Origin of the sequence: Cereibacter sediminicola (genome assembly GCF_007668225.1) — a bacterium.
Classification (GTDB): Bacteria; Pseudomonadota; Alphaproteobacteria; order Rhodobacterales; family Rhodobacteraceae; genus Cereibacter_A; species Cereibacter_A azotoformans.
Genome location: NZ_VDEK01000013.1, coordinates 84,793 through 105,147, shown reverse-complemented (window position 1 = coordinate 105,147; position 20,355 = coordinate 84,793). Strand labels below are relative to the sequence as shown.

23 protein-coding genes are annotated in these 20,355 nt (G+C 68.2%); 9 read left to right on the top strand and 14 right to left on the bottom strand.

What is annotated here, in order from left to right:
• Nucleotides 1-63 precede the first annotated feature (63 nt).
• From FG154_RS11040 to FG154_RS11030, 3 genes are read right to left on the bottom strand one after another with little or no spacing between them, the layout of a single operon-like run.
• The gene (locus tag FG154_RS11040; protein ID WP_145107616.1) at nt 64-1,209 is read right to left on the bottom strand and encodes a CaiB/BaiF CoA transferase family protein; all 1,146 of its coding nucleotides are present in this window, start codon (nt 1,207-1,209) and stop codon (nt 64-66) included.
• A complete protein-coding gene (locus FG154_RS11035) occupies nt 1,206-1,877 on the bottom strand; it encodes a DsbA family protein (protein ID WP_186312333.1) in 672 nt (223 codons plus the stop codon). The genes FG154_RS11040 and FG154_RS11035 overlap by 4 nt, the downstream gene beginning before the upstream one ends.
• Nucleotides 1,878-1,888: 11 nt before the next feature.
• On the bottom strand, nt 1,889-2,419 hold the full coding sequence (locus tag FG154_RS11030; RefSeq protein WP_145107612.1) for a DUF721 domain-containing protein: 531 nt from the start codon (nt 2,417-2,419) through the stop codon (nt 1,889-1,891).
• 81 nt (nt 2,420-2,500) lie between these two features.
• Here FG154_RS11030 and mutY point away from each other — a divergent pair, with 81 nt between their 5' ends.
• A complete protein-coding gene (mutY, locus tag FG154_RS11025; RefSeq protein ID WP_145107609.1) occupies nt 2,501-3,610 on the top strand; it encodes an A/G-specific adenine glycosylase in 1,110 nt (369 codons plus the stop codon).
• A 36-nt stretch (nt 3,611-3,646) separates the two neighbouring features.
• Nucleotides 3,647-4,936 carry an alkane 1-monooxygenase gene (locus tag FG154_RS11020; RefSeq protein WP_145107606.1) on the top strand — a complete coding sequence of 430 codons (1,290 nt, stop codon included), beginning with the start codon at nt 3,647-3,649 and terminating at the stop codon, nt 4,934-4,936.
• Nucleotides 4,937-5,101: 165 nt separating this feature from the next.
• On the opposite strand, the gene FG154_RS11015 is transcribed toward FG154_RS11020, so the two are convergent.
• The 3 genes from FG154_RS11015 to FG154_RS11005 all read right to left on the bottom strand — a co-directional run bounded on the left by FG154_RS11015 (nt 5,102) and on the right by FG154_RS11005 (nt 7,388).
• Complete coding sequence (locus tag FG154_RS11015) at nt 5,102-6,220, bottom strand: site-specific DNA-methyltransferase (RefSeq protein ID WP_145107604.1); 1,119 nt, start codon at nt 6,218-6,220, stop codon at nt 5,102-5,104.
• Nucleotides 6,221-6,308: 88 nt separating this feature from the next.
• Nucleotides 6,309-6,947: a ribonuclease HII gene (locus tag FG154_RS11010; protein ID WP_145107602.1), complete on the bottom strand. Its 639-nt coding sequence runs from the start codon at nt 6,945-6,947 to the stop codon at nt 6,309-6,311.
• A 78-nt stretch (nt 6,948-7,025) separates the two neighbouring features.
• Nucleotides 7,026-7,388, bottom strand: a complete 363-nt coding sequence (locus tag FG154_RS11005) for a hypothetical protein (protein WP_145107599.1) — start codon at nt 7,386-7,388, stop codon at nt 7,026-7,028.
• Nucleotides 7,389-7,590: 202 nt separating this feature from the next.
• Between FG154_RS11005 and FG154_RS11000 the strand changes: the two genes are divergently transcribed.
• From FG154_RS11000 to FG154_RS10985, 4 genes are all read left to right on the top strand, one after another.
• Nucleotides 7,591-7,881 carry a hypothetical protein gene (locus FG154_RS11000; protein ID WP_011909819.1) on the top strand — a complete coding sequence of 97 codons (291 nt, stop codon included), beginning with the start codon at nt 7,591-7,593 and terminating at the stop codon, nt 7,879-7,881.
• Complete coding sequence (locus FG154_RS10995; protein ID WP_011909820.1) at nt 7,853-8,557, top strand: winged helix-turn-helix domain-containing protein; 705 nt, start codon at nt 7,853-7,855, stop codon at nt 8,555-8,557. Before FG154_RS11000 ends, FG154_RS10995 begins: the two co-directional genes overlap by 29 nt.
• A 90-nt stretch (nt 8,558-8,647) precedes the next feature.
• Nucleotides 8,648-8,965 carry an antibiotic biosynthesis monooxygenase family protein gene (locus FG154_RS10990; protein ID WP_145107597.1) on the top strand — a complete coding sequence of 106 codons (318 nt, stop codon included), beginning with the start codon at nt 8,648-8,650 and terminating at the stop codon, nt 8,963-8,965.
• 132 nt (nt 8,966-9,097) lie between these two features.
• The gene (locus FG154_RS10985; protein WP_145107595.1) at nt 9,098-9,370 is read left to right on the top strand and encodes a GlsB/YeaQ/YmgE family stress response membrane protein; all 273 of its coding nucleotides are present in this window, start codon (nt 9,098-9,100) and stop codon (nt 9,368-9,370) included.
• Nucleotides 9,371-9,379: 9 nt separating this feature from the next.
• Here the strand turns inward: FG154_RS10985 and FG154_RS10980 are convergent, their stop codons facing one another.
• Complete coding sequence (locus tag FG154_RS10980; protein WP_145107593.1) at nt 9,380-10,108, bottom strand: hypothetical protein; 729 nt, start codon at nt 10,106-10,108, stop codon at nt 9,380-9,382.
• Nucleotides 10,109-10,176: 68 nt separating this feature from the next.
• On the bottom strand, nt 10,177-12,357 hold the full coding sequence (gene uvrB, locus FG154_RS10975; protein WP_145107590.1) for an excinuclease ABC subunit UvrB: 2,181 nt from the start codon (nt 12,355-12,357) through the stop codon (nt 10,177-10,179).
• Nucleotides 12,358-12,610: 253 nt separating this feature from the next.
• Here uvrB and FG154_RS10965 point away from each other — a divergent pair, with 253 nt between their 5' ends.
• Complete coding sequence (locus FG154_RS10965; RefSeq protein WP_145107588.1) at nt 12,611-12,922, top strand: ETC complex I subunit; 312 nt, start codon at nt 12,611-12,613, stop codon at nt 12,920-12,922.
• A gap of 14 nt (nt 12,923-12,936) precedes the next feature.
• Here FG154_RS10965 and FG154_RS10960 read toward each other — a convergent pair whose 3' ends face one another.
• On the bottom strand, nt 12,937-13,392 hold the full coding sequence (locus FG154_RS10960; protein ID WP_145107586.1) for a DUF2214 domain-containing protein: 456 nt from the start codon (nt 13,390-13,392) through the stop codon (nt 12,937-12,939).
• Nucleotides 13,392-13,769, bottom strand: a complete 378-nt coding sequence (locus FG154_RS10955; RefSeq protein ID WP_145107584.1) for a DUF6152 family protein — start codon at nt 13,767-13,769, stop codon at nt 13,392-13,394. The genes FG154_RS10960 and FG154_RS10955 overlap by 1 nt, the downstream gene beginning before the upstream one ends.
• A 221-nt stretch (nt 13,770-13,990) precedes the next feature.
• Here FG154_RS10955 and FG154_RS10950 point away from each other — a divergent pair, with 221 nt between their 5' ends.
• Together FG154_RS10950 and FG154_RS10945 are read left to right on the top strand one after the other, a co-directional pair.
• Nucleotides 13,991-15,088: a carboxynorspermidine decarboxylase gene (locus FG154_RS10950; protein ID WP_145107581.1), complete on the top strand. Its 1,098-nt coding sequence runs from the start codon at nt 13,991-13,993 to the stop codon at nt 15,086-15,088.
• A 36-nt stretch (nt 15,089-15,124) separates the two neighbouring features.
• Nucleotides 15,125-16,363, top strand: a complete 1,239-nt coding sequence (locus FG154_RS10945; protein WP_145107579.1) for a saccharopine dehydrogenase family protein — start codon at nt 15,125-15,127, stop codon at nt 16,361-16,363.
• A 66-nt stretch (nt 16,364-16,429) separates the two neighbouring features.
• On the opposite strand, the gene FG154_RS10940 is transcribed toward FG154_RS10945, so the two are convergent.
• From FG154_RS10940 to FG154_RS10925, 4 genes are read right to left on the bottom strand one after another with little or no spacing between them, the layout of a single operon-like run.
• Nucleotides 16,430-16,609, bottom strand: a complete 180-nt coding sequence (locus FG154_RS10940; RefSeq protein ID WP_145107577.1) for a hypothetical protein — start codon at nt 16,607-16,609, stop codon at nt 16,430-16,432.
• Between the two features lie 26 nt (nt 16,610-16,635).
• Nucleotides 16,636-18,255 (bottom strand): ABC transporter ATP-binding protein, encoded by a 1,620-nt coding sequence (locus tag FG154_RS10935; RefSeq protein ID WP_145107574.1) that lies wholly within the window; start codon nt 18,253-18,255, stop codon nt 16,636-16,638.
• Between the two features lies 1 nt (nt 18,256).
• Nucleotides 18,257-19,396, bottom strand: a complete 1,140-nt coding sequence (locus tag FG154_RS10930; RefSeq protein WP_145107572.1) for an ABC transporter permease — start codon at nt 19,394-19,396, stop codon at nt 18,257-18,259.
• Entirely contained in the window at nt 19,389-20,312 is a 924-nt protein-coding gene (locus FG154_RS10925) for an ABC transporter permease subunit (protein ID WP_145107570.1), read from the bottom strand. The genes FG154_RS10930 and FG154_RS10925 overlap by 8 nt, the downstream gene beginning before the upstream one ends.
• Between the last annotated feature and the right edge of the window lie 43 nt (nt 20,313-20,355).

The following is a 20,355-nucleotide window of genomic DNA, read 5'->3' as shown; positions in this document are numbered from 1 at the left end:
TTCTACTGAGGCAACGGCAACATCTTCGGCAACATTTCAGGCGAGGCAATGCGCCCCGCCGCGTCAGTCCTGCTCCGCCGGGGTGCCCAGCACCTCGGCCTGATGCTCGCCAAGCCGCGGGGCCGGGCGGCCGAGCGCCAGCTCCGCCCCCGAGAAGCGGAAGGGCGAGCGCACGCCCGGCACCCCCTCGGGCGCGATGCGCATGGCCCGGTGTAGGATCTGGGGATCGGCGAACACCTCGCCCATGTCGTTGATCGGGCCGGCGGGAACGCCCTCGGCCTCGCAGGCGGCCAGCAGGTCGGCCTTCTTCCTGCCCGAGGTGACAGCTGTCAACGCGCGCGCCAGTTCGGCCCGGTTCGCCACCCGGTCGGCGTTGGTCAGGAAGGCCGGCGCCGTGGCGAGGCCCGGCAACCCGAGCAAGCCGCAGAGCCTGCGGTATTGCGCGTCATTGCCGGTTGCAATGATGATCCAGCCATCGGCGCAATCGAAGACCGCATAGGGCGCGAGGTTGGGATGCTCGTTGCCCATCTTGCGCGGGGCGGTGCCGGTCGCAAGATAGTTCATCGCCTGATTGGCCATGATGCCGGTGGCCACATCCATCAGCGCCATGTCGATCTGCTGCCCGCGCCCTGTGCTGGCCCGCTGGTGGAGGGCGGCCAGGATCGCCGTCGTGGCATAGATGCCGGTGAAGATGTCGGTGACGGCCACGCCCACCTTCTGCGGCTGGCCCTCGGCCGCGCCGGTCACGCTCATCAGCCCGGCCATGCCCTGGATGATGAAATCGTAGCCGGCCCGGTGCGCATAGGGCCCGTCCTGCCCGAAGCCCGTGATCGAGCAATAGACGAGGCGCGGGTTCACCTCGCGCAGCGACGGCCAGTCGAGCCCGTATTTCGCAAGCCCGCCCACCTTGAAATTCTCGATCACGACGTCGGCCCCGGCCACCAGACGGCGCACGGTCTGCTGCCCCTCGGCCGTGCGGAAGTCGGCGGTGACCGACCGCTTGCCGCGGTTCGCGGCGTGGAAATAGGCGGCGGACCGGTCGCCCTCGCGTTCGATGAACGGAGGGCCCCAGCGGCGGGTGTCGTCGCCCTCGGGCGCCTCGACCTTGACGACATCCGCGCCAAGGTCCGCCAGCACCTGCCCCGCCCAGGGGCCGGCCAGGATCCGGGCCAGTTCCACGACCCGGACGCCGGCAAGGGGCGTGCTCATCCCTTGGCCAGCTCCGCCTCGATGATCTTGCGCAGCTCGTCGTAGCCCATGTTCGAATGCTTGGTGCCGTTGATGATCAGCGAGGGGGTCGCGGTGATGTCGTCAGCCTGCGTGTTCTTCTGGAAGGCGGCGACCATCGCTTCGGCCTTGGCCTGATCGTTCATGCAGGCGTCGAGCGCCGCATCGTCGAGGCCGGCCGTCTTGCCGATCCTGCGGAGGTTTTCCGCAACCTGCGCCGGGTCGTTCGTCACCCATTCCTGCTGCTGGTCAAAGATCAGGTCGGCGATGCCGAAGTAGCGCATCTCGCCACCGCAGCGCGCCACCATCGCGGCCCACAGGCCGTAGCGGTCGAAATAGACCTCGCGATAGACGAAGCGCACCTTGCCGGTGTCGATGTAGTCGCGCTTGAGCGGCGTCAGCACCTCCTTTTCGAAGGTGGCGCAGTGCGGGCAGGTGAAGGAGGAATATTCGACGATCGTGACCGGCGCATCCTCGGCGCCCATCACCATGTCCTCGATCACGGGGGCCGTCTCGGACGAACCGGCCTCCTGCGCCGAGGCCACCATCGGCGGCAGCAGCGTCTGCGCCGGCTCGCGGCTGCCGTTCCAGAGCGCGAAGCCCGCGACCGTGGTGAGTGCCAGCGCCGCCAGCCCGAGTTTCTTGACCATTCCGTGCCTCTTCATGCTTTGGAGCGTGATAGGAAATTCTCGGCGAGCCTTTCAAGGGCCGCCCGCAGGCCCTCGTCCTGCACGCCATCGGCGGCCGCGGCCGCGCGCGCCTTGACGACCGGATCGGCGGCGCGGGGCGCCGGAGGGGCCGGATCGAACAGGGCCTGCCCCTCGGCAAAACCCGAAGGGGCCGTCTGCGTCAGCACGATCCGGTGGATGGCCGCATAGCCGTAGCAGGCGTTCACCCGCTCCTTCAGGGTCGGAAGCTGCATCTGCACGAGCGGCGCATGGGCGGACGAGACAAGGAGCGTGAGCGTCGCGCCAAAGCCCTCGCGGGCGCCGTAGCCCACCTTCACCGGCCGGGTGATGCGGGCCAGATCCTCGCCCGCGACCTCGGGCCAGTGGGTGAGAAGCCGCGTCACGGCAAAGCCTCGCTTCTCGCCGGCCTTGCGGATCCGCTCCTGCAGCAGGCCCGACGCCGCCTCGAACCCGCGCATCCGGCGGTTCTGCTTGGCGGAGGGAGGAGCGGGGGCTCGGGTCATCTGTTCATTCCTGATCGCGCGCCTATCTTAGGCGCCGCGCCCGGGGGCGCCAGAGCCGCGGTGCAGGGGAGAGCATAAAGATTGCGTGACACCGAGGAAAGCCCGGAGGAGGTGGCAGCGGACATCTCGGCCCGCCTGCTTGGCTGGTATGACCGCCACGCGCGCGAGATGCCGTGGCGCGTGGGCCCGGCCGACCGGCGCGCCGGCGTGCGGCCCGATCCCTACCGGGTCTGGCTGTCCGAGATCATGCTCCAGCAGACGACGGTGGCCGCGGTGCGGAGCTATTTCCACCGCTTCACCGAGCGGTGGCCCGATGTGGGGGCGCTCGCGGCGGCCGAGGATGCCGAGGTCATGGCCGAATGGGCGGGGCTGGGCTACTACGCCCGCGCGCGCAACCTGCTGAGGGGGGCGCGGGCGGTGGTGGCCGATCACGGCGGCCGTTTCCCCGACACGCGCGACGGCCTGCTGACGCTGCCGGGCGTCGGCCCCTACACGGCCGCTGCCGTGGCGGCCATCGCCTTCGACGAGCCCGCGACCGTGGTCGATGGCAATGTCGAGCGCGTGGTTGCGCGCCTCTTCCGGGTCGAGACCCCGCTTCCGGCGGCCAAGCCCGCGCTGACCCGTCTGGCCGCCACGATCACCCCGCAGGAGCGGCCGGGAGACCATGCGCAGGCGATGATGGATCTCGGCGCGACGATCTGCACGCCGCGGAGGCCGGTCTGCAGCCTCTGCCCGCTTGGCCCGGACTGCGTGGCCCGGCGCGGCGGCCTTGAGGCCGAGCTGCCCCGCAAGGCGCCCAAGGCCGCCAAGCCCGTCCGCGAAGGCACGCTCTGGATCGCGGTCCGGGCCGATGGGGCGCTGCTTCTCGAGACGCGGCCCGAGACGGGGATGCTGGGAGGGATGCTCGGCTGGCCGGGAACCGACTGGGACCGGAGCGGCGGGCCGGCCGATCCGCCGATTTCCGCGGACTGGCGTGCGACGGGGGTCGAGGTGCGCCACACCTTCAGCCATTTCCACCTGCGGCTTTCGGTGCTGCTGGCCGAGGTGCCCCAGGAGGCCGCGCCCGCCCGAGGGAGCTTCGTGCCGCACGAGCGGTTCCGCCCCGCCAGTCTTCCCACAGTGATGCAAAAGGCATGGAACGTTGCCGCAGCGGCGATCCGTCACCCGAGGGAGGAGGCGCGACTCGACTAGTCTCCGCGGATCGACCGTAGCAAGTGGAGTAGTGAAATGGTTTCTCCTCCTGACGTCGTGACGCCAAACCCGCCACCGATCGCGCATCTCAAGCGCGCGCTGCCCTTCGCGATCTCGCTCGCGATGGTGCCTCTTGCCCTGATCGGCGCCGCCTATGGCGGCTGGACGGTCCTGCTGTTGCCCCTCTTCGGCTGGGGGCTCTTCGCTCTGCTCGATCTCGTGTTCAAGAAGGACACGACGAACGAGGATCCCGCGACGGATGAGAAGGACCTGTTCTGGTTCCGTCTTCTCACCATGATCTGGGTGCCGATCCAGTTCCTGCTGGTCTTCGGCCTCATCGGATATGTCAGCCACGCCGCCCATCTTGGCCTGATCGAGAAGATCGGCCTGTTCCTCGGCATCGGCGTGATGACCGGACTTGTCGGCATGGTCTATGCCCACGAGCTTGTTCACCGCAACAGCCGGCTCGAACGCTGGCTGGGCGACATCCTTCTCGCCATGGGCCTCTACAGCCACTTCCGCACCGAGCGGCTGAAGGTCCATGATCTGCATGTCGGCACGCCGCAGGATCCCGCGACGGCCCGCCCGGACGAGGATTTCTACCGCTACTTCCAGCGCATCCTGGCCGAAGGGCACAGGCACGCCTGGGAGGTCGAGGCCGAGCAGCTCAAGCGCGTGGGGCGGCCGCTCCATTCGCTGCGGAACCCGTTCTGGGTCTATGGGGCGCTGCAGATCGTGATGGTGGGCCTTGCGCTCGCCCTGGGCGGGGCGCAGGGGCTTCTGCTGTTCCTTGTGCAGGCCTTCGTTGCGGTCTGCCAGCTCGAGTTGCTGAACTATGTCGGGCATTACGGCCTGACCCGCCGGGCCCTGCCGGACGGCACGATAGAGCCTGTCATGCCGCATCACAGCTGGAACTCGGACTGCAAGGCCTCGAACCGGCTGCTGATCAACCTCCAGCGCCATTCGGACCATCACGCCCATCCCGACCGGCGCTACCCGCTGCTGCAGGCCTTGCCCGAGCAGCAGGCCCCGCACCTGCCCCACGGCTTCCTGCATATGGCGGCCCTGGCGCTCTTTCCGAAGGTCTGGCGCAGGCAGATGAACCCGCGCCTGCTCGACTGGCGGAGGACCTACTATCCCGGCGTCACGGACTGGGCGCCGCTCGACAGCGGCCAGCCCGCGGCCGCCGCGGCCCCGGCGGAGCCGGTCGCCCCGGGCGGCGCTGTCGCCAGCGCCCCACCAGCCGAGGCGCCTCGCGCCGCCGCTGCGCCGGCCGCGGAGGCGGCCGCCGCCCCCGAAACGCAGAAGAGCGAGCCCGCGATCTGACCGGGCAGGCCCCCGCCGGGCGATCCGGCGGGGGTCGGTCGTCGGCGGGTCGCGCGCCGTTCCGGGCGATCCGTCACATGAAAAGACCTCGCCGTGGGGACACGGCGAGGGAAGTGGTGCCGTGGCGCAGGACCGACGGCACAGGCGGAACCGGATGTCCGAGGATCAGTTCGGGCGGGGGTCTTCCATCTCCGCCCGGATCTGCTGGCGCAGGATGTCGATGGGGATCATCTTCCCCTCGCGCTTGTAGCACCAGTAGGTCCAGCCGTTGCAGGAGGGCGCGCCTTCCAGCGCGGCGCCGACCTGATGGATCGAGCCCTTCACGTCGTTGCCGATCAGCGTGCCGTCGGCCCGCACCTTCGCCTTGTGGCGATTGTTCATCGAATAAAGCTCTTCGCCCGGACGCAGCATCCCGCGCTCGACGAGCTGGCCGAAGGGCACGCGCGGCTCGGCCCGCTTCGAGCCCGAAACCTCCAGCGCCGAGGCGTCGAACCGCCGCACGCGCGACAGGCGCTCGGCGGCGACCTTGCGATAGCCTTCCTCGCGCTCGATGCCGATGAAGTCGCGTCCGAGCATCTTGGCCACCGCGCCCGTCGTGCCGGTGCCGAAGAACGGATCAAGCACCACGTCGCCGGGGTTCGTGGTGGCGACCATCACCCGATGCAGGAGCGCCTCGGGCTTCTGGGTCGGGTGGGCCTTGTCGCCATGCTCGTCCTTCAGCCGCTCGTGTCCGGTGCAGATCGGGATCACCCAGTCCGAGCGCATCTGGATGCCCTCGTTCAGCGCCTTCAGCGCCTCGTAGTTGAAGGTGTACTTGCTGGCCTCCTGCTTCGAGGCCCAGATCAGCGTCTCGTGCGCGTTGGTCAGCCGCTTGCCCTTGAAGTTCGGCATCGGGTTCGACTTGCGCCAGACCACGTCGTTCAGGATCCAGAAGCCCTGGTCCTGCAGCGCGGCGCCCACGCGGAAGATGTTGTGGTAGCTGCCGATCACCCAGATCGCCCCGTTCGGCTTCAGAAGGCGGCGGGCGGCCGCCAGCCACTCGCGCGTGAACTGGTCGTAGGAGGCAAAGCTCGAGAACTGGTCCCAGTGGTCATCGACCGCATCCACCCGGCTGTTGTCGGGCCGGTGCAGGTCACCGCGGAGCTGCAGGTTGTAGGGCGGATCGGCGAAGATCAGATCCACGGAACATTCGGGCAGCGACCGCATCACCTCGATGCAATCGCCCGCAAGGATCTGGTTCAGCGGAAGCGCCGTCGCCTCCGTCGTCTTCGTCTTGGTCGCCATTCTCTGCCTCTGTCGCCGGCATTTATTCGCCGTTCTATGGGGGCAAAGGATGAGTCATTGGCGAATCGCCGTCAAATTCTTTTTTGAATCAAAGACTTATGGAAGCCTCTTGATACAAGATATTGTGGACGGGTTTGAAGGAACGCCTATGGTGAGGGGTCGGGCCAAGATTTAGAAGAGCCTGAAGATGATCCCGCGTGCCGTATCCTGCGTTGGTGCGCCAGCCGTAGCCGGGATGCTGTTGCTCCAAATCCACCATGATCCGGTCGCGGGCGACCTTGGCCACGATCGAGGCCGCCGCGATCGACAGGCACAGCGCGTCGCCCTTCACGAGGGCCCGGCAGCGGTGGGCGAGGCCCTTCGGAATCAGGTGGCCGTCGATCAGCGCGAAATCGGGCGGGCAGGGCAGCCCCGCCAGCGCCCGCGCCATGGCCAGATGGCTTGCCTGCAGGATGTTGAGCCGGTCGATCTCTTCGACCGAGGCATGAGCCACCGACACTTCGGCCACGGCGAGGATCTCGGCGGCGAGGGCCTCGCGCCGGGCGGCGGTGAGCTTCTTGCTGTCGTTGAGGCCCTCGGGGATGCGGCCCGGAAAGAGCCGCACGGCGGCGGCGGTCACAGGGCCCGCCAGCGGGCCGCGGCCCACCTCGTCCACGCCGACGATGCAGGTGAAGCCTTCGGCGAAGGCCGCGGATTCATGGCTCCAGTCGGGGCAGGCAATCTCCATGGCCGAGCTTTAGCCGCAGGACGCCTGCGGGAAAAGAGGCCGCGGAAGATTGCCTGCCCCACGCCGCCGAGGGGGGGATCAGCGGCGATAGCCATGCCGGTAGAGGCAGCGGGCGTCGTAGGCCGTCCTCCCGTCGCGGCTTCGGAAGAGGCATTCTCCGGGCAACTCCCATGCGGAGGGCGCGCGCTGGATGCCCCGGACGCAGGGGACGCCGGGGCGGCGGTCGCTGCCGCAGACCGGCGGCGGCGGGTAGGGGCGTCCCCAGCCGTCCGGCGCCCTGTGGCGGATCGGCGGCGCCGGAGGCAGGCCTATGGGGCGGTCCACGACCACGACGGGCGTGCGGCCGGCCGGCTGTGCCTCGGAGCAGCCGGGCACGAGCAGCAGCGGCGCCGCCAGCGCCAGTGCCACAAGGGGCGCGGTTAGGGATCTGACGGGGAACATGGTATCCTCCTGAAGGCAACCGGCATCCCGCCGGCGTCCCCCAAGGCTGGGCACCGCACCTCTTGCCGAGCAATAGCGGGCTCCTGTCAGGCGATGACCCGCGGCCTGATAGGCGATAACAAGAGACGGGATCGGGCTCTGACATTGATTATCCCCGGCCCGCTCCCCATGATCGGGACCAAGAGAAACCCGGAGCAGTTCCATGAGACTTTCCGCCCTGCTGGCCGTGCTCGCGCTTGCCGGCGCGCTTGCCGCGCCAGCCGAGGCCGCCTGCTACGCCGATTACAAGGCCAAGCAGGACCGCCCTCTCCGCCTGCATTACGGCGTGGCGCAGGTGCCCGACAGCGCCTGCAACCGCAAGGCCGCCACACGCGTTCTGAAGCCGCGCCTCGAACAGGCGGGCTGGACGCTCCTGAACGTTCTCTCGACGTTCGGGCCCGAGGGACTGGACGAAAGGAAAGCGAGTGCAGGACGCTACTTCCTCCGCTACTGACGCGCTGAAGGCCGGCAACCGGGTCGTGGCCGGCGGAATCGCGGCCATCGTCCTGATCCTGTCGGCCGCGGCCGTGTTCCTCTTCCTCAACCTGCCCGACGCCGACGCCTTCAACGCGCGGGTCGAGCGCCTGTTCGTCGAGGTGGATGCCCTGCGCTCGGGGCCCGAGATCCGGCTGCTGGAGATCATCGCCCAGTCGGGGACCACCTTCTCGGAGGTGCTGGCCAGCTACCGCATGGTGATTTTCGTGCTGCTGGTCTTCTCGACCTCGCTGCTGGTGGCGGCGCTGGTGCTGCTTGTGACCATCGTCGCGCTGAACCGGCGGATGTCGGCGATCCAGCGGTCGGGCATTCAGGTGGCCTCGCTGATGATCTCGCGCGAGAGCCGGTCGGTCTATATCAACGACATGGAGTTCAGCCTGACCGAGGCCGCAATCGAGACGCTCTCGGTGCTGGCCGAGGCGCGGATGGACGATGACGTGCTGACCGGGGCGCAGATCGAGGCGATGATCTCGGGCAAGAGCGTGACCGACTGCGACGAAGCGGCGGGGGCGACGCGGGTCAAGCGGCTGCGGGACGCGCTCGGCAACCAGATGGTGAGCGAACTGCTGGTCAAGACGATCGCGCGGCGCGGCTACATGCTGGCCGTGGGCAAGGACGTGATCCGCATGGTCTGAGCGCGCGCCCGCCCGATGCGGGGCCATTCGCCGCGCTTGTGGCACATGGCGGGCGGGCATAGGCTTTCCCTCGAGCAGAGGAGAGCGGACATGACCCAGATCGACCCGGCCTTCACCGGCCAGACCGTCATCACGACCTTCGAGATGACGCCCGGCACCTGCGCCGACCTGCTGGACGAGTTGCAGGCGGCGCTTGAGGATTTCATCCGCCACCAGCCCGGCTTCATCTCGGCCAGCCTGCATGTGAACGATGCGCAGACGCGGGTGGCCAACTACTCGCAATGGCGCAGGCGCGAGGATTTTCAGGCCATGCTGCGGGCGCCCGAGATGCGCGAGCGCACCCGCCGCTTCGCCTCGCTCTGCCGCAGCTTCGAGCCGGTCATGTATGACGTCGTCGCGGCCTACTGACGGGGCGGCGCGGCGCCCCTGACGCCTCGGGCGCCCGAGGGCGCGCTTGCACCGCGCGGGCGATCATTCTTGCGGGCAGGCGGACCCCGCCTGCGGTCTTCCGCGTTTCCCTGCCGGTCAGGGGAGAAGATGATGGAAGAGTTCATGCAAGGAGTGGGCGTCGTGGGTCTCGTGGTGCTGGCGGTGGTCGGGCTTGCGGCCGGCTGGATCGCGAGCCAGGTTGCGGGTGGACGCCACCGCGGACGCTACATGTTGATCGGGCTGGTGGGCGCGATCGCCGCGCCGCTTCTGCTCGTGGCGCTGGGGGTGACGGTGCTGGCGGCGTCGGGTCTCGTGGCGATGGTGGTGGCTGCGCTGATCGGCGCGGTGATCGTGCTCTTCGTCGCGAGGCTCCTGTTCGACTGAGGCGGCGGGTCAGAAGTCGAGCCAGATCCCGAGCTTGAGGGCCGGATCGGCGCGCCCGCTGACGGGCAGGATCACCCCGAGTTCCAGTTTCAGCGGCGTGCTCAGGTCATAGACCAGCGAGCTTGCGAGGCGAGCGTCGAACCCCGTTTCGCGCCCCTGCTCGAACTGGAGCTGCTCGATCCACATGATCCGGTCGTGCGGCCTGAGGCCGAACGTGATCTCGGCCTTGGCGCTGGTTTCGGGCAACAGGTAGCTGTAGGTCGCCACCGTCCGCGCGTTCACCTGCTGCGAGAAGGTGACGCCGCGGGCGGTCACGACGGCGCGGGCCTCGGCGGCCAGCCAGCCGGGGCCGAAGCGGGTCGTGATCCCGCGGCCCCAGCCGCCGCCAACCTGAACCAGCGGCGCGACCTCGCCCGCCAGAAGGCTTGCGCCGACCCCGGCCGAGGCTGCGATCCGGTGCGGCCCACGCTCCCACGCCTTCTGCGCCCAGAGGATCAGCTTGCCGTCGCCCTGCGCCGAGCGTCCGGCGTCGAGGCCCAGCGTGATCCGCTCGGTAAGCCCGTATTCGGCCCAGAGGCCCGTCCAGCTGTCCCCTGCCCCGTCCTGCTGTTGCGAGAGGGTGAGGAAGACGCCGCCCTTCTCGCGTGCCCACGGCCCGGAGGCGGCCGGCGCCGCGGCGCAGAGGAGCGCCCCGGCAAATGCCACCGGCCCGGCAAGGCGCATGAGAGCGGTTCGCATGGATGACCCTCCGACGGGCCCAGCCTGCGCCCGGCGTGGTTAAGGGTCTCTTAAGGGCACTCGGGGCGTCAGCGCCCGCGGCGCTTGTTGCCGCCGCGCTGGCCGGCGCGTCCGGCCGTGCTGCGGCCCGAGCTTTTCACCGCGGCCTCGGCGGCGTCCTCCACCGCGCTCTGCCGCGCCAAGGGATCGTCGGCGACAGCCAGTTCCACCGCCTCGAGGCGCTTGATCTCGTCGCGCAACCGCGCCGCCTCTTCGAACTCGAGGTTCTCGGCCGCCTTGCGCATCGCGGTGCGCAGCCCGTCGAGATGCGCCGCAAGGTTCGAGCCCACCATCGGCTTCTCGACCTTGGCCGTCACCCGGCTCATGTCGGTGTCGCCCTGCCAGAGGCCCGCCAGCACGTCCTCGACGTTCTTCTTCACCGTCTGCGGCGTGATGCCATGCGCCTCGTTGTAGGCGATCTGCTTTTCGCGCCGCCGCTCGGTCTCGCGCAGGGCGCGCTCCATGCTGCCGGTGATCCGGTCGGCATACATGATGACCCGGCCTTCGGCGTTCCGCGCCGCGCGGCCGATGGTCTGGATCAGCGAGGTTTCCGAGCGCAGGAAGCCCTCCTTGTCGGCGTCGAGGATCGCCACCAGCCCGCATTCGGGAATATCCAGCCCCTCGCGCAGCAGGTTGATCCCCACCAGCACGTCGAAGGCGCCCAGCCGCAGGTCGCGCAGGATCTCGATCCGCTCGATCGTGTCGATGTCGGAGTGCATGTAGCGCACCCGGATGCCCTGCTCGTGCAGATATTCGGTCAGGTCCTCGGCCATGCGCTTGGTCAGCACCGTGACCAGCGTGCGCAGGCCCGCGGCCGCGACCTTTCGGATCTCGTCCAGGAGGTCGTCCACCTGCATCTCGACCGGGCGGATCTCGACCATCGGATCGAGAAGGCCCGTGGGGCGGATCACCTGCTCGGCAAAGACGCCGCCGGCCTGCTCCAGCTCCCATGCCGCGGGGGTGGCTGAGACGAAGACCGACTGAGGGCGCATCGCGTCCCATTCCTCGAACTTGAGGGGGCGGTTGTCCATGCAGGAGGGCAGGCGGAAGCCGTGCTCGGCCAGTGTGAACTTGCGCCGGTAGTCGCCGCGGTACATGCCGCCGATCTGCGGCACGGTGACGTGGCTTTCGTCGGCGAAGACGATGGCATTGTCGGGGATGAACTCGAACAGCGTCGGCGGCGGCTCGCCCGGAGCCCGCCCCGTCAGGTAGCGCGAGTAGTTCTCGATCCCGTTGCAGACGCCGGTGGCCTCCAGCATCTCGATGTCGAAATTGGTGCGCTGCTCCAGCCGCTGCGCTTCCAGCAGCTTGCCCTCGGCCACCAGCTGGTCGAGCCGCTGGCGCAGCTCCTTCTTGATGCCCTGCACCGCCTGCTGCATCGTCGGGCGCGGCGTGACGTAGTGCGAATTCGCATAGATGCGGATCTGCTTGAAGCTGTCGGTCTTGGCGCCGGTCAGCGGATCGAACTCCACGATGCTCTCCAGCTCTTCGCCGAAGAACGAGAAGCGCCAAGCCCGGTCTTCGAGGTGGGCGGGCCAGACCTCGAGCGAATCGCCCCGCACGCGGAAGCTGCCGCGCTGGAAGCCCTGATCGTTGCGCCGGTATTGCTGCGCCACCAGTTCGGCGATCACCTGCCGCTGGTCGTAGTTCTGCCCCACGATCAGATCCTGCGTCATGGCCGAATAGGTCTCGACCGAGCCGATGCCGTAGATGCAGGAGACCGAGGCCACGATGATCACGTCGTCGCGTTCCAGCAGCGCCCGGGTGGCCGAGTGGCGCATCCGGTCGATCTGCTCGTTGATCTGCGATTCCTTCTCGATATAGGTGTCCGAGCGCGGGACATAGGCCTCGGGCTGGTAGTAGTCGTAGTAGGACACGAAATATTCCACGGCGTTCTCGGGGAAGAAGCCCTTGAACTCGCCATAAAGCTGCGCCGCCAGCGTCTTGTTCGGGGCCAGGATGATCGCCGGGCGCTGGGTCTCTTCGATGATCTTGGCCATGGTGAAGGTCTTGCCGGTGCCCGTGGCACCCAGCAGCACCTGGTTCTGCTCGCCCGCCCGCACGCCCGAGGCCAGCTCGGCGATGGCCGTCGGCTGATCGCCCGCCGGCTTGAACGGGGTCTTCATCTCGAAACGCCGCCCACCCTCGAGCTTGGGGCGGGTCAGCACCTCCGGGCGGTGCATCGGCATGTTCATGTTGTTGTGCGGCATGGTGATTCCCCTCGGCCGCTTAGATTTGATCCGTTTTTGTTCGCAAACAAGGGATCTGAGGGTGCTTCTTTACCCGCGTTTAACCATTGGCGGCTAGAAGGAGGGGGCAAGCAGCAGAACGCTGTCGGTCGGTTGCACCACACACCCCACCCACCCCTCCGTGATCGATCGACAGCCGCTTGCAACGCGGTCTGGAGGTCTTGATCTGCGGCGGGAAAGCCGCCAATAACGGGGCATCTTGCACGGAGGCCTCATGCGCGCGCGTATCTATCAGCCTGCCCGAAACGCCATGCAGTCCGGGACCGGAAAGGCCAAGGGCTGGGTTCTGGTATTCGAGAGCCGCGAGGCCCGCGACATCGACCCGCTGATGGGCTGGACCTCGTCCGCGGACACGCAGAATCAGGTGGTGCTGCATTTCGACAGCCGCGAGGCTGCCCTGGACTACGCCAAGGCGCATCGGATCGAGGTCGAGGTGACGGAACCCAAGCCGCGCCGCCCGAACATCCGCCCGCGTGGCTATGGCGAGAACTTCGCCACCGACCGCCGGGGCGCCTGGACGCACTGAGCGCGAGCGGCGCCCTAGAGAAAGCCGATCCACCGCCCCGCCACGAGCGCCGAGAGCCACAACGCAGCCGAGGCAAGCGCCGCGGCGCGTATGGCGGGCTTGGCTGCGCCGCCGACCGCGTAGGCTCTCCAGCCGCGGCCCAGATGCAGGAGGGCGAGGTTCAGGACCGCCGCCGCGATCAGCGCGAGCTTGATCAGGAAGGCGCGGTTGCCGAGATAGTCCTGCGGATCGACGCTGAACAGCCAGAGGCCGGTGGCCAGCGCAAGCGCAAGCCCCACGCCCGCGCTGCGCACGAGAAAGGGCGCCACCTCTCCTGCGCGCCGTCCGGCAACGATCATCAGGTCGAGCGGCAGGATTGCCCCGACAAGCAGGGCAATCCCGAGGATGTGGGCCGCGTTGACCAGCAGGTAGGCCGTGCCGGAGCCGCGGATCAGATCCGCCCCCGGCCAGCCCGCCACAAGCTGAAGCATCAGCCCTGCGGCTCGATCAGCTCAGGGTAAAAGTCGTAGGGCGTGCCGTTGATCGTGATGCGGACGGCCTTCATCAGGTTCGTGCCGTCCTTGGCGCGATGCCCGAGGACATGCACCGCAACCCCCGGTTCCGCGGTCTCGGCGGTGAAGCCCGCGCGCTGGGTCTGGTTCGGGTTGCCCAGCTCGATCTGCCAGAGGGCGCCGTCGGGGGCCAGGATCTCGATCTCGGGATGCGGCGGGTTCATCGAGACCGACTGCAGTTCGCCCGTTACCTGCGACTGCTGCTCTTCGGCCCAGTTCCAGCCGTGATGGGCAAGGGCGGCAGTGCCGGCGAGCGCGGCGGCGGCGAGCGCCAGTCCGAGGCGGGGAAGGGTCATCGCGGTTCTCCGTGCTGGTTCAAGTGCCAACGCACAAGGGCCCGCTTCGGGCGGCCGTGCTCACGCCTTGTTGATCCGGCCGCGGTCATCGCGCGCCCCGGTCATCGCGCGCCAAGAGCAGCCACCGCGGCCCGGCTGTCATCCCGATGCTGCAAAACCCTTGCATCAGGGGGGGGGGTGGCCCTATACGCCCCCGTTCTTCCTTCTCGCGCGGGGGTCTCATGATCCAGACACCTTTCTACCTGATCGATTCCGCCAGCCTCAAGCGGAACATGGCGGTCATCGACCGGCTCCGCGTGGGATCGGGGGCCAAGGCGCTGCTCGCGCTCAAATGCTTCGCCACATGGCCCGCCTTCGACTACATGCGCGATCACATGGACGGGACGACCTCCTCGTCGCTCTACGAGCTGCGGCTCGGGCGCGAGAAGTTCGGCAAGGAGACCCACGCCTATTCGGTGGCCTGGCCCGATCACGAGATCGACGAGGCGGTGGGCTACGCCGACAAGATCATCTTCAACTCGGTGGGCCAGCTTCAGCGGTTCCGGGATCGCACCGGAGGGATCGCGCGCGGCCTGCGGCTGAACCCCGGCCTCTCGACCTCGGGCTTCGATCTGGCCGACCCGGCGCGGCCCTTCTCGCGGCTGGGCGAATGGAGCGCCGAGAAGATCGAGGCGGTTCTGCCCGACATCTCGGGCGTGATGATCCATTACAACTGCGAGAATGCCGATTTCGACCTCTTTGACCGGCAGCTGGCCGAGATCGAGGGCCGCTTCGGCGCGATCCTCGACCGGCTCGACTGGGTGAGCCTCGGTGGCGGCATCCATTTCACCGGCGAGGGCTATCCGGTGGACCGGCTGGCCGCGCGGCTGAAGGCCTTTGCCGCGGCGCACGGGGTACAGGTCTATCTCGAGCCCGGCGAGGCGGCGATCACCCGCTCGGCCACGCTCGAGGTGACGGTGCTCGACCTGCTCGACAACGGCAAGCAGCTGGCCATCGTGGACAGCTCGGTCGAGGCGCACATGCTCGACCTGCTGATCTACCGGCAGGCGGCAAAGGTTGAACCCGACGCCGGCGAACATAGCTACATGGTCTGTGGCAAGTCCTGCCTGGCCGGAGACATCTTCGGCGAGTTCCGCTTTGCCGAGCCCCTCAAGGTTGGCGACCGCCTCTCCATCGCCGACGCCGCGGGCTACACGATGGTGAAGAAGAACTGGTTCAACGGGGTGAAGATGCCCTCGATCGTGATCCGCGAGCCCGACGGATCGCTGCGCGTGGCGCGCGAGTTCGGCTATGGCGACTATGCCTCGAGCCTCGGCTGAGGCGCTTCCCTCTGTCCTTGAAGGAGACGGTTCGAAGTGAAGAAAAACGTGTTGATCATCGGTGCCGGCGGCGTCGCACAGGTGGTGGCGCACAAGTGCGCGCAGAACAACGACGTGCTGGGTGACCTGCACATCGCCTCGCGCACACTCTCGAAATGCGAGGCGATCATCGCTTCGGTGCACGAGAAGGGCGCGATGAAGGGGGCGGGCCGGTTCGACGCCCATGCCGTCGATGCGATGGATACCGCCGCCGTGGCCGCCCTGATCCGCGAGACGGGCGCCGGGATCGTGATCAACGTGGGCTCGGCCTTCGTCAACATGCCGGTGCTCGAAGCCTGCCTCGAGACGGGGGCCGCCTACATGGATACGGCGATCCACGAGGATCCGGCCAAGATCTGCGAGACGCCGCCGTGGTATGGCAACTACGAGTGGAAACGGCGCGAGCGTTGCGCTGAGGCGGGCGTCACCGCGATCCTCGGCGTGGGCTTCGATCCGGGCGTGGTGAACGCCTATGCGCGGCTTGCGGCGGACGAGTACCTCGACGAGGTCACCTCGATCGACATCGTGGACATCAACGCGGGCAGCCACGGGCGCTGGTTCTCGACCAACTTCGATCCCGAGATCAACTTCCGCGAGTTCACGGGCACGGTCTATTCGTGGCAGGACGGGGCGTGGCAGGCGAACCGGATGTTCGAGGTCGGGCAGGAGTTCGACCTGCCCGTGGTGGGCCGGCAGAAGGCCTACATGACCGGCCACGATGAGGTGCATTCGCTGTCGGCCAACTATCCGCAGGCGGACGTGCGCTTCTGGATGGGCTTTTCGGATCACTACATCAACGTCTTCACGGTGCTGAAGAACCTCGGGCTTCTGTCCGAGCAGCCGGTGACGACGGCCGAAGGGCTCGAGGTGATCCCGCTCAAGGTGGTGAAGGCGGTCCTGCCCGATCCCTCCTCGCTGGCGCCCGACTACACCGGCAAGACCTGCATCGGCGACATCGTGAAGGGGACGAAGGACGGCCAGCCCGCCGAGGTCTTCATCTACAACGTGGCCGATCATGCCGAAGCCTATGCCGAGGTCGGGTCGCAGGGCATCTCCTACACGGCGGGCGTGCCGCCCGTCGCCGCGGCCATGCTCGTGGCCGAGGGGACGTGGGACGTGAAGAAGATGGTCAATGTCGAGGAGCTGGACCCGAAACCGTTCCTCGCGCTTCTGAACCGGATGGGCCTGCCCACGCGGATCAAGGACGCCGCCGGGGATCGCGCGCTCGAGTTCTGAGGCGCGCCACCCGCGCTCTTTCCAGACCCCGGCCGCAGGCGCGGCCGGGGTCTGTTCATGCAGGCATCAGCGGCCCGATTGCGGATCCTCCGGCGCCTGTCCGGGCTGTTTCTGCGACCGATGCGGCCCCGCCTCGCCCGGATCCTCGCGGTCCCGCCCGGTGGGGTCGATCTGCTGGTGGCGCTGGTCCACGCTGTTGCCCTCGCGGCGGCGATCGCTGTGGGCGGGCTTGTCCTTGTCGGTCATGGCATCCTCCTTCGCGGTGAAACCGCTCAGGCGCCCGTCCGTTCCGCGTCCTCGCGGAAGCGCCGCGTCTCGAGCGCGGCGGCCATCAGCGTGCGGGTGTAGCTTTCCTGCGGACGGTCGAAGATGTCGGCGGTCGGCCCTTCCTCCACGATGCGCCCCTCCTTCATCACCACGATGTAGTCGGACAGCGCCCGCACCACCGCAAGATCGTGGCTGATGAAGAGGTAGGACAGCCCGTGCCGCGCCTGCAACTCGCGCAGCAGCTCCACGATCTGCTTCTGCACCGAACGGTCGAGCGCCGAGGTCGGTTCGTCCAGAACGATGACCTTCGGCTTCAGGATCATCGAGCGGGCGATGGCAATGCGCTGCCGCTGGCCGCCCGAGAATTCGTGCGGATAGCGGTTGCGCATGTCGGGGCTGAGGCCCACCTCGGCCAGCGCCTCGCCCGCGCGGCGGTCCCGCTCACGCGAGGAGAGGCCGGGCTCGTGGATCTTCAGCCCCTCGGTGATGATCCGCCCCACCGTCATCCGCGGCGAGAGGCTGCCGAACGGGTCCTGAAACACCAGCTGCATCCGCTGCCGAAGGGGCCGCATCTCGGCCGGGTCGCGGGCCAGTTCGCGCCCCTCGAAGGTCACGAGGCCCGCCGAGGGCAGAAGCCGCAGGAGCGCCCGGCCGAGCGTGGACTTGCCAGAGCCCGACTCGCCCACCACGCCGATGGTCTGTCCCTGCCGCAACCGCACCGACACCCGGTCCACGGCGCGCAGCTCCTCGGCCTTGCGGAAAAGGCCGCCGCCGCTCGAGAAGGTCACCTCGATGTTCCGCCCCTCCATCAGCACGGGCGCGGTCTCGGGCGGGGGGGGCTTGGTGCCCTCGGGTTCCGCATCGAGCAGCATCCGCGTGTAGGGATGGGCGGGCGCCGCGAAGAGGGCGCCGGTCTCGCCGGTTTCCACGACCTCGCCGGCGCGCATCACATAGACCCGGTCGGCGAACCGCTGCACGATCCCGAGATCGTGGGTGATGAAGAGGATCGCCATGCCGAGCCGCTTCTGCAGATCGGCCAGAAGCGTCAGGATCTGCGCCTGGATCGTCACGTCGAGCGCGGTCGTGGGCTCGTCCGCGATCAGGATGTCGGGATCGCAGGCCAAGGCCATCGCGATCATCACCCGCTGCCGCTGGCCGCCCGACAGTTCGTGCGGATAGCTGTCGATGCGCCGCTCGGGCTCGGGGATGCCGACGAGGCGCAAGAGGTCCACGATCCGCGGACGCGCGGCGCGTTTGGAAAGACCGCGGTGGAAGCGCAAGGGCTCGGCCAGCTGGTCGCCGATCCGGTAGAGCGGGTCGAGCGAGGTCATCGGCTCCTGGAAGATCATGGTGATCTTGTCGCCGCGGACCTTGTTCAGCTCGCGCTCGCGCAGGCCGATCAGTTCGCGGCCGCGGTAGCGGGCGGATCCGGTGGCCCGGCCGTTCTGCGCCAGAAGCCCCATCAGCGCCATCGTGGTCTGGCTTTTCCCCGAGCCGCTTTCGCCGACGATGGCCACGGTCTCGCCCGGCATCACGGAAAGGTCGATGCCGCGCACCGCCTCCACCTCGCCGTCGTTGGTGTCGAAGGTGACGCGCAGTCCCCTCACATTGAGAACAGGCTCCATCTCAGCGGTCCTTCGGGTCGAGGCTGTCGCGCAATCCGTCGCCGAGGAAGTTCAGCGCGAACAGGATCGCGGTCAGCGTGAGGGCGGGCCAGATCAGAAGCCACGGCGCGCCGCGCATGTTGGCGGCCCCTTCCGAGATCAGAAGGCCCAGAGAGGTCAGCGGCTCCTGCACGCCGAGGCCGAGGAACGAGAGCAGGCTCTCCAGCAGGATCGCCTTGGGCACCAGCAGCGTGACGAAGACGATCACCGGCCCCAGCGTGTTCGGCACTATGTGCCGCATCAGGATGCCCGCGCGCGTGGCCCCCAGCGCCTCGGCCGCCTGAACGAACTCCTGCCGTTTCAGGCTGAGCGTCTGGCCCCTCACGATCCGCGCCATGTCCAGCCACTCGGTCGCGCCGATGGCAATGAAGATGATGACGATGTTCCGGCCGAAGAACACCACGAGCAGGATCACAAAGAAGATGAAGGGCAGCGAATAGAGGATGTCCACCACCCGCATCATCACATTGTCCACCCGCCCGCCGAGATAGCCCGAGATCGCCCCGTAGGTGACGCCGAGAAGGAGCGCCATGGCCGAGGCCAGAAGGCCGATCGCCAGCGAGATCCGCACCCCGATGAAGATGCGCGACATGAGATCCCGGCCCACGGCATCGGTGCCGAACAGGAAGTAGATCTGCTCGACCTCCGCCGAGAGCGTGCCGCTCCGCCCGTCGGGGGCGAGGTCGAGGCGCGGGTTGCTGAAGAGGTCTGACCGCTGGAAATAGCGCAGGATGCGTTCGTCGATCGACTCGTCGTCGGCGATCTCGACCGAAACGGTGCCGTTCTCGAGCACCGGCGTCCCCTCAACCCGGGCGCGGGCCATGGTGCGCTCGAAATTCGGGATCACCACATCGGCGCGCGGGTAAGGCTCGAGGCTGGCGGGCGCACGCACGAACTGGGGATAGACCCGCGTGTAGTCGTGCGGCGAGAGCATCGGGCCGAAGATCCCGACGAGGCCGAGAAAGATCAGCACCAAGGCCGAGGCGACCGCGGCGCGGTTCTTCCGCAGGCGGATCCAGGCGTCCTGCCAGAGCGAGCGGCCGACGAGGGCTTCGGGCGCGGGCGAGGGCATGCCCGGCGTGGGGATGGGCATCTCAGTCATAGCGCACCCGCGGGTCGAGAAGGGTGTAGAGCAGGTCCACGATCAGGTTGAAGAGCAGGATGAAGAGCGCGATCACCACCACCGTCCCCATGACCAGCGTGTAATCCCGCCCCAGCGCGCCCTGCACGAAGTAGCGCCCGATGCCGGGCAGGCCGAAGATCGTCTCGACCACGACCGATCCGGTCAGAAGCCCCGCCGCCGTCGGTCCGAGGTAGCTGACCGCCGGCAGCATGGCGGCGCGCAGGGCGTGCTTGACCACCACGGTCCGGGCGGGCAGGCCGTAGGCGCGGGCGGTGCGGACATGGTTCGAGCGCAGCGCCTCGATGGTCGCCCCGCGCACGAGGCGCGCGATCACCGCCACCTGCGGCAGCGCCAGCGTCACCACGGGCAGCACCCAGTAGGCGGGGTCCGACGCGGACCAGCCGCCCGCGGGCAGCCAGCGCAGGATCACCCCGAAGAACAGGCTGAGCAGCGGCGCCACCACGAAGTTCGGCGTCGTGATCCCGAAGGTGGCAAGCCCCACGATCGTGTAGTCGAGCCAGGAGTTCTGCCTCAGCGCGGCGATGGCCCCGAGGACGGTGCCGATCAGCACCGCAAGCGAGATCGCCAGCCCGCCCAGCAGCACCGACACCGGCAGACCCGAGGCGAAGAGGTCGTTGACGCTGAAATCGCGCTTCGTGAAGGACGGTCCGAGATCGCCCCTCAGCAGGTTGCCCATGTAGGTCAGATATTGCGACCAGAGCGACCCGTCGAGGTTATAGGCCCGCTTGAGGTTCTCCATGATGAGGGGATCGAGCGGCCGCTCGAGGTCGAAGGGGCCGCCCGGCGCCAGCCGGATCATGAAGAAGGTGAGCGTGACGATGATGAAGACGGTCGGCACGGTCGAAGCCAGCCGTCGCAGCGTGTAGCGAAGCATCGGAAAAGCCCTCGCAAGGGGGGCGCGGAGGAGGGCCGCCGCG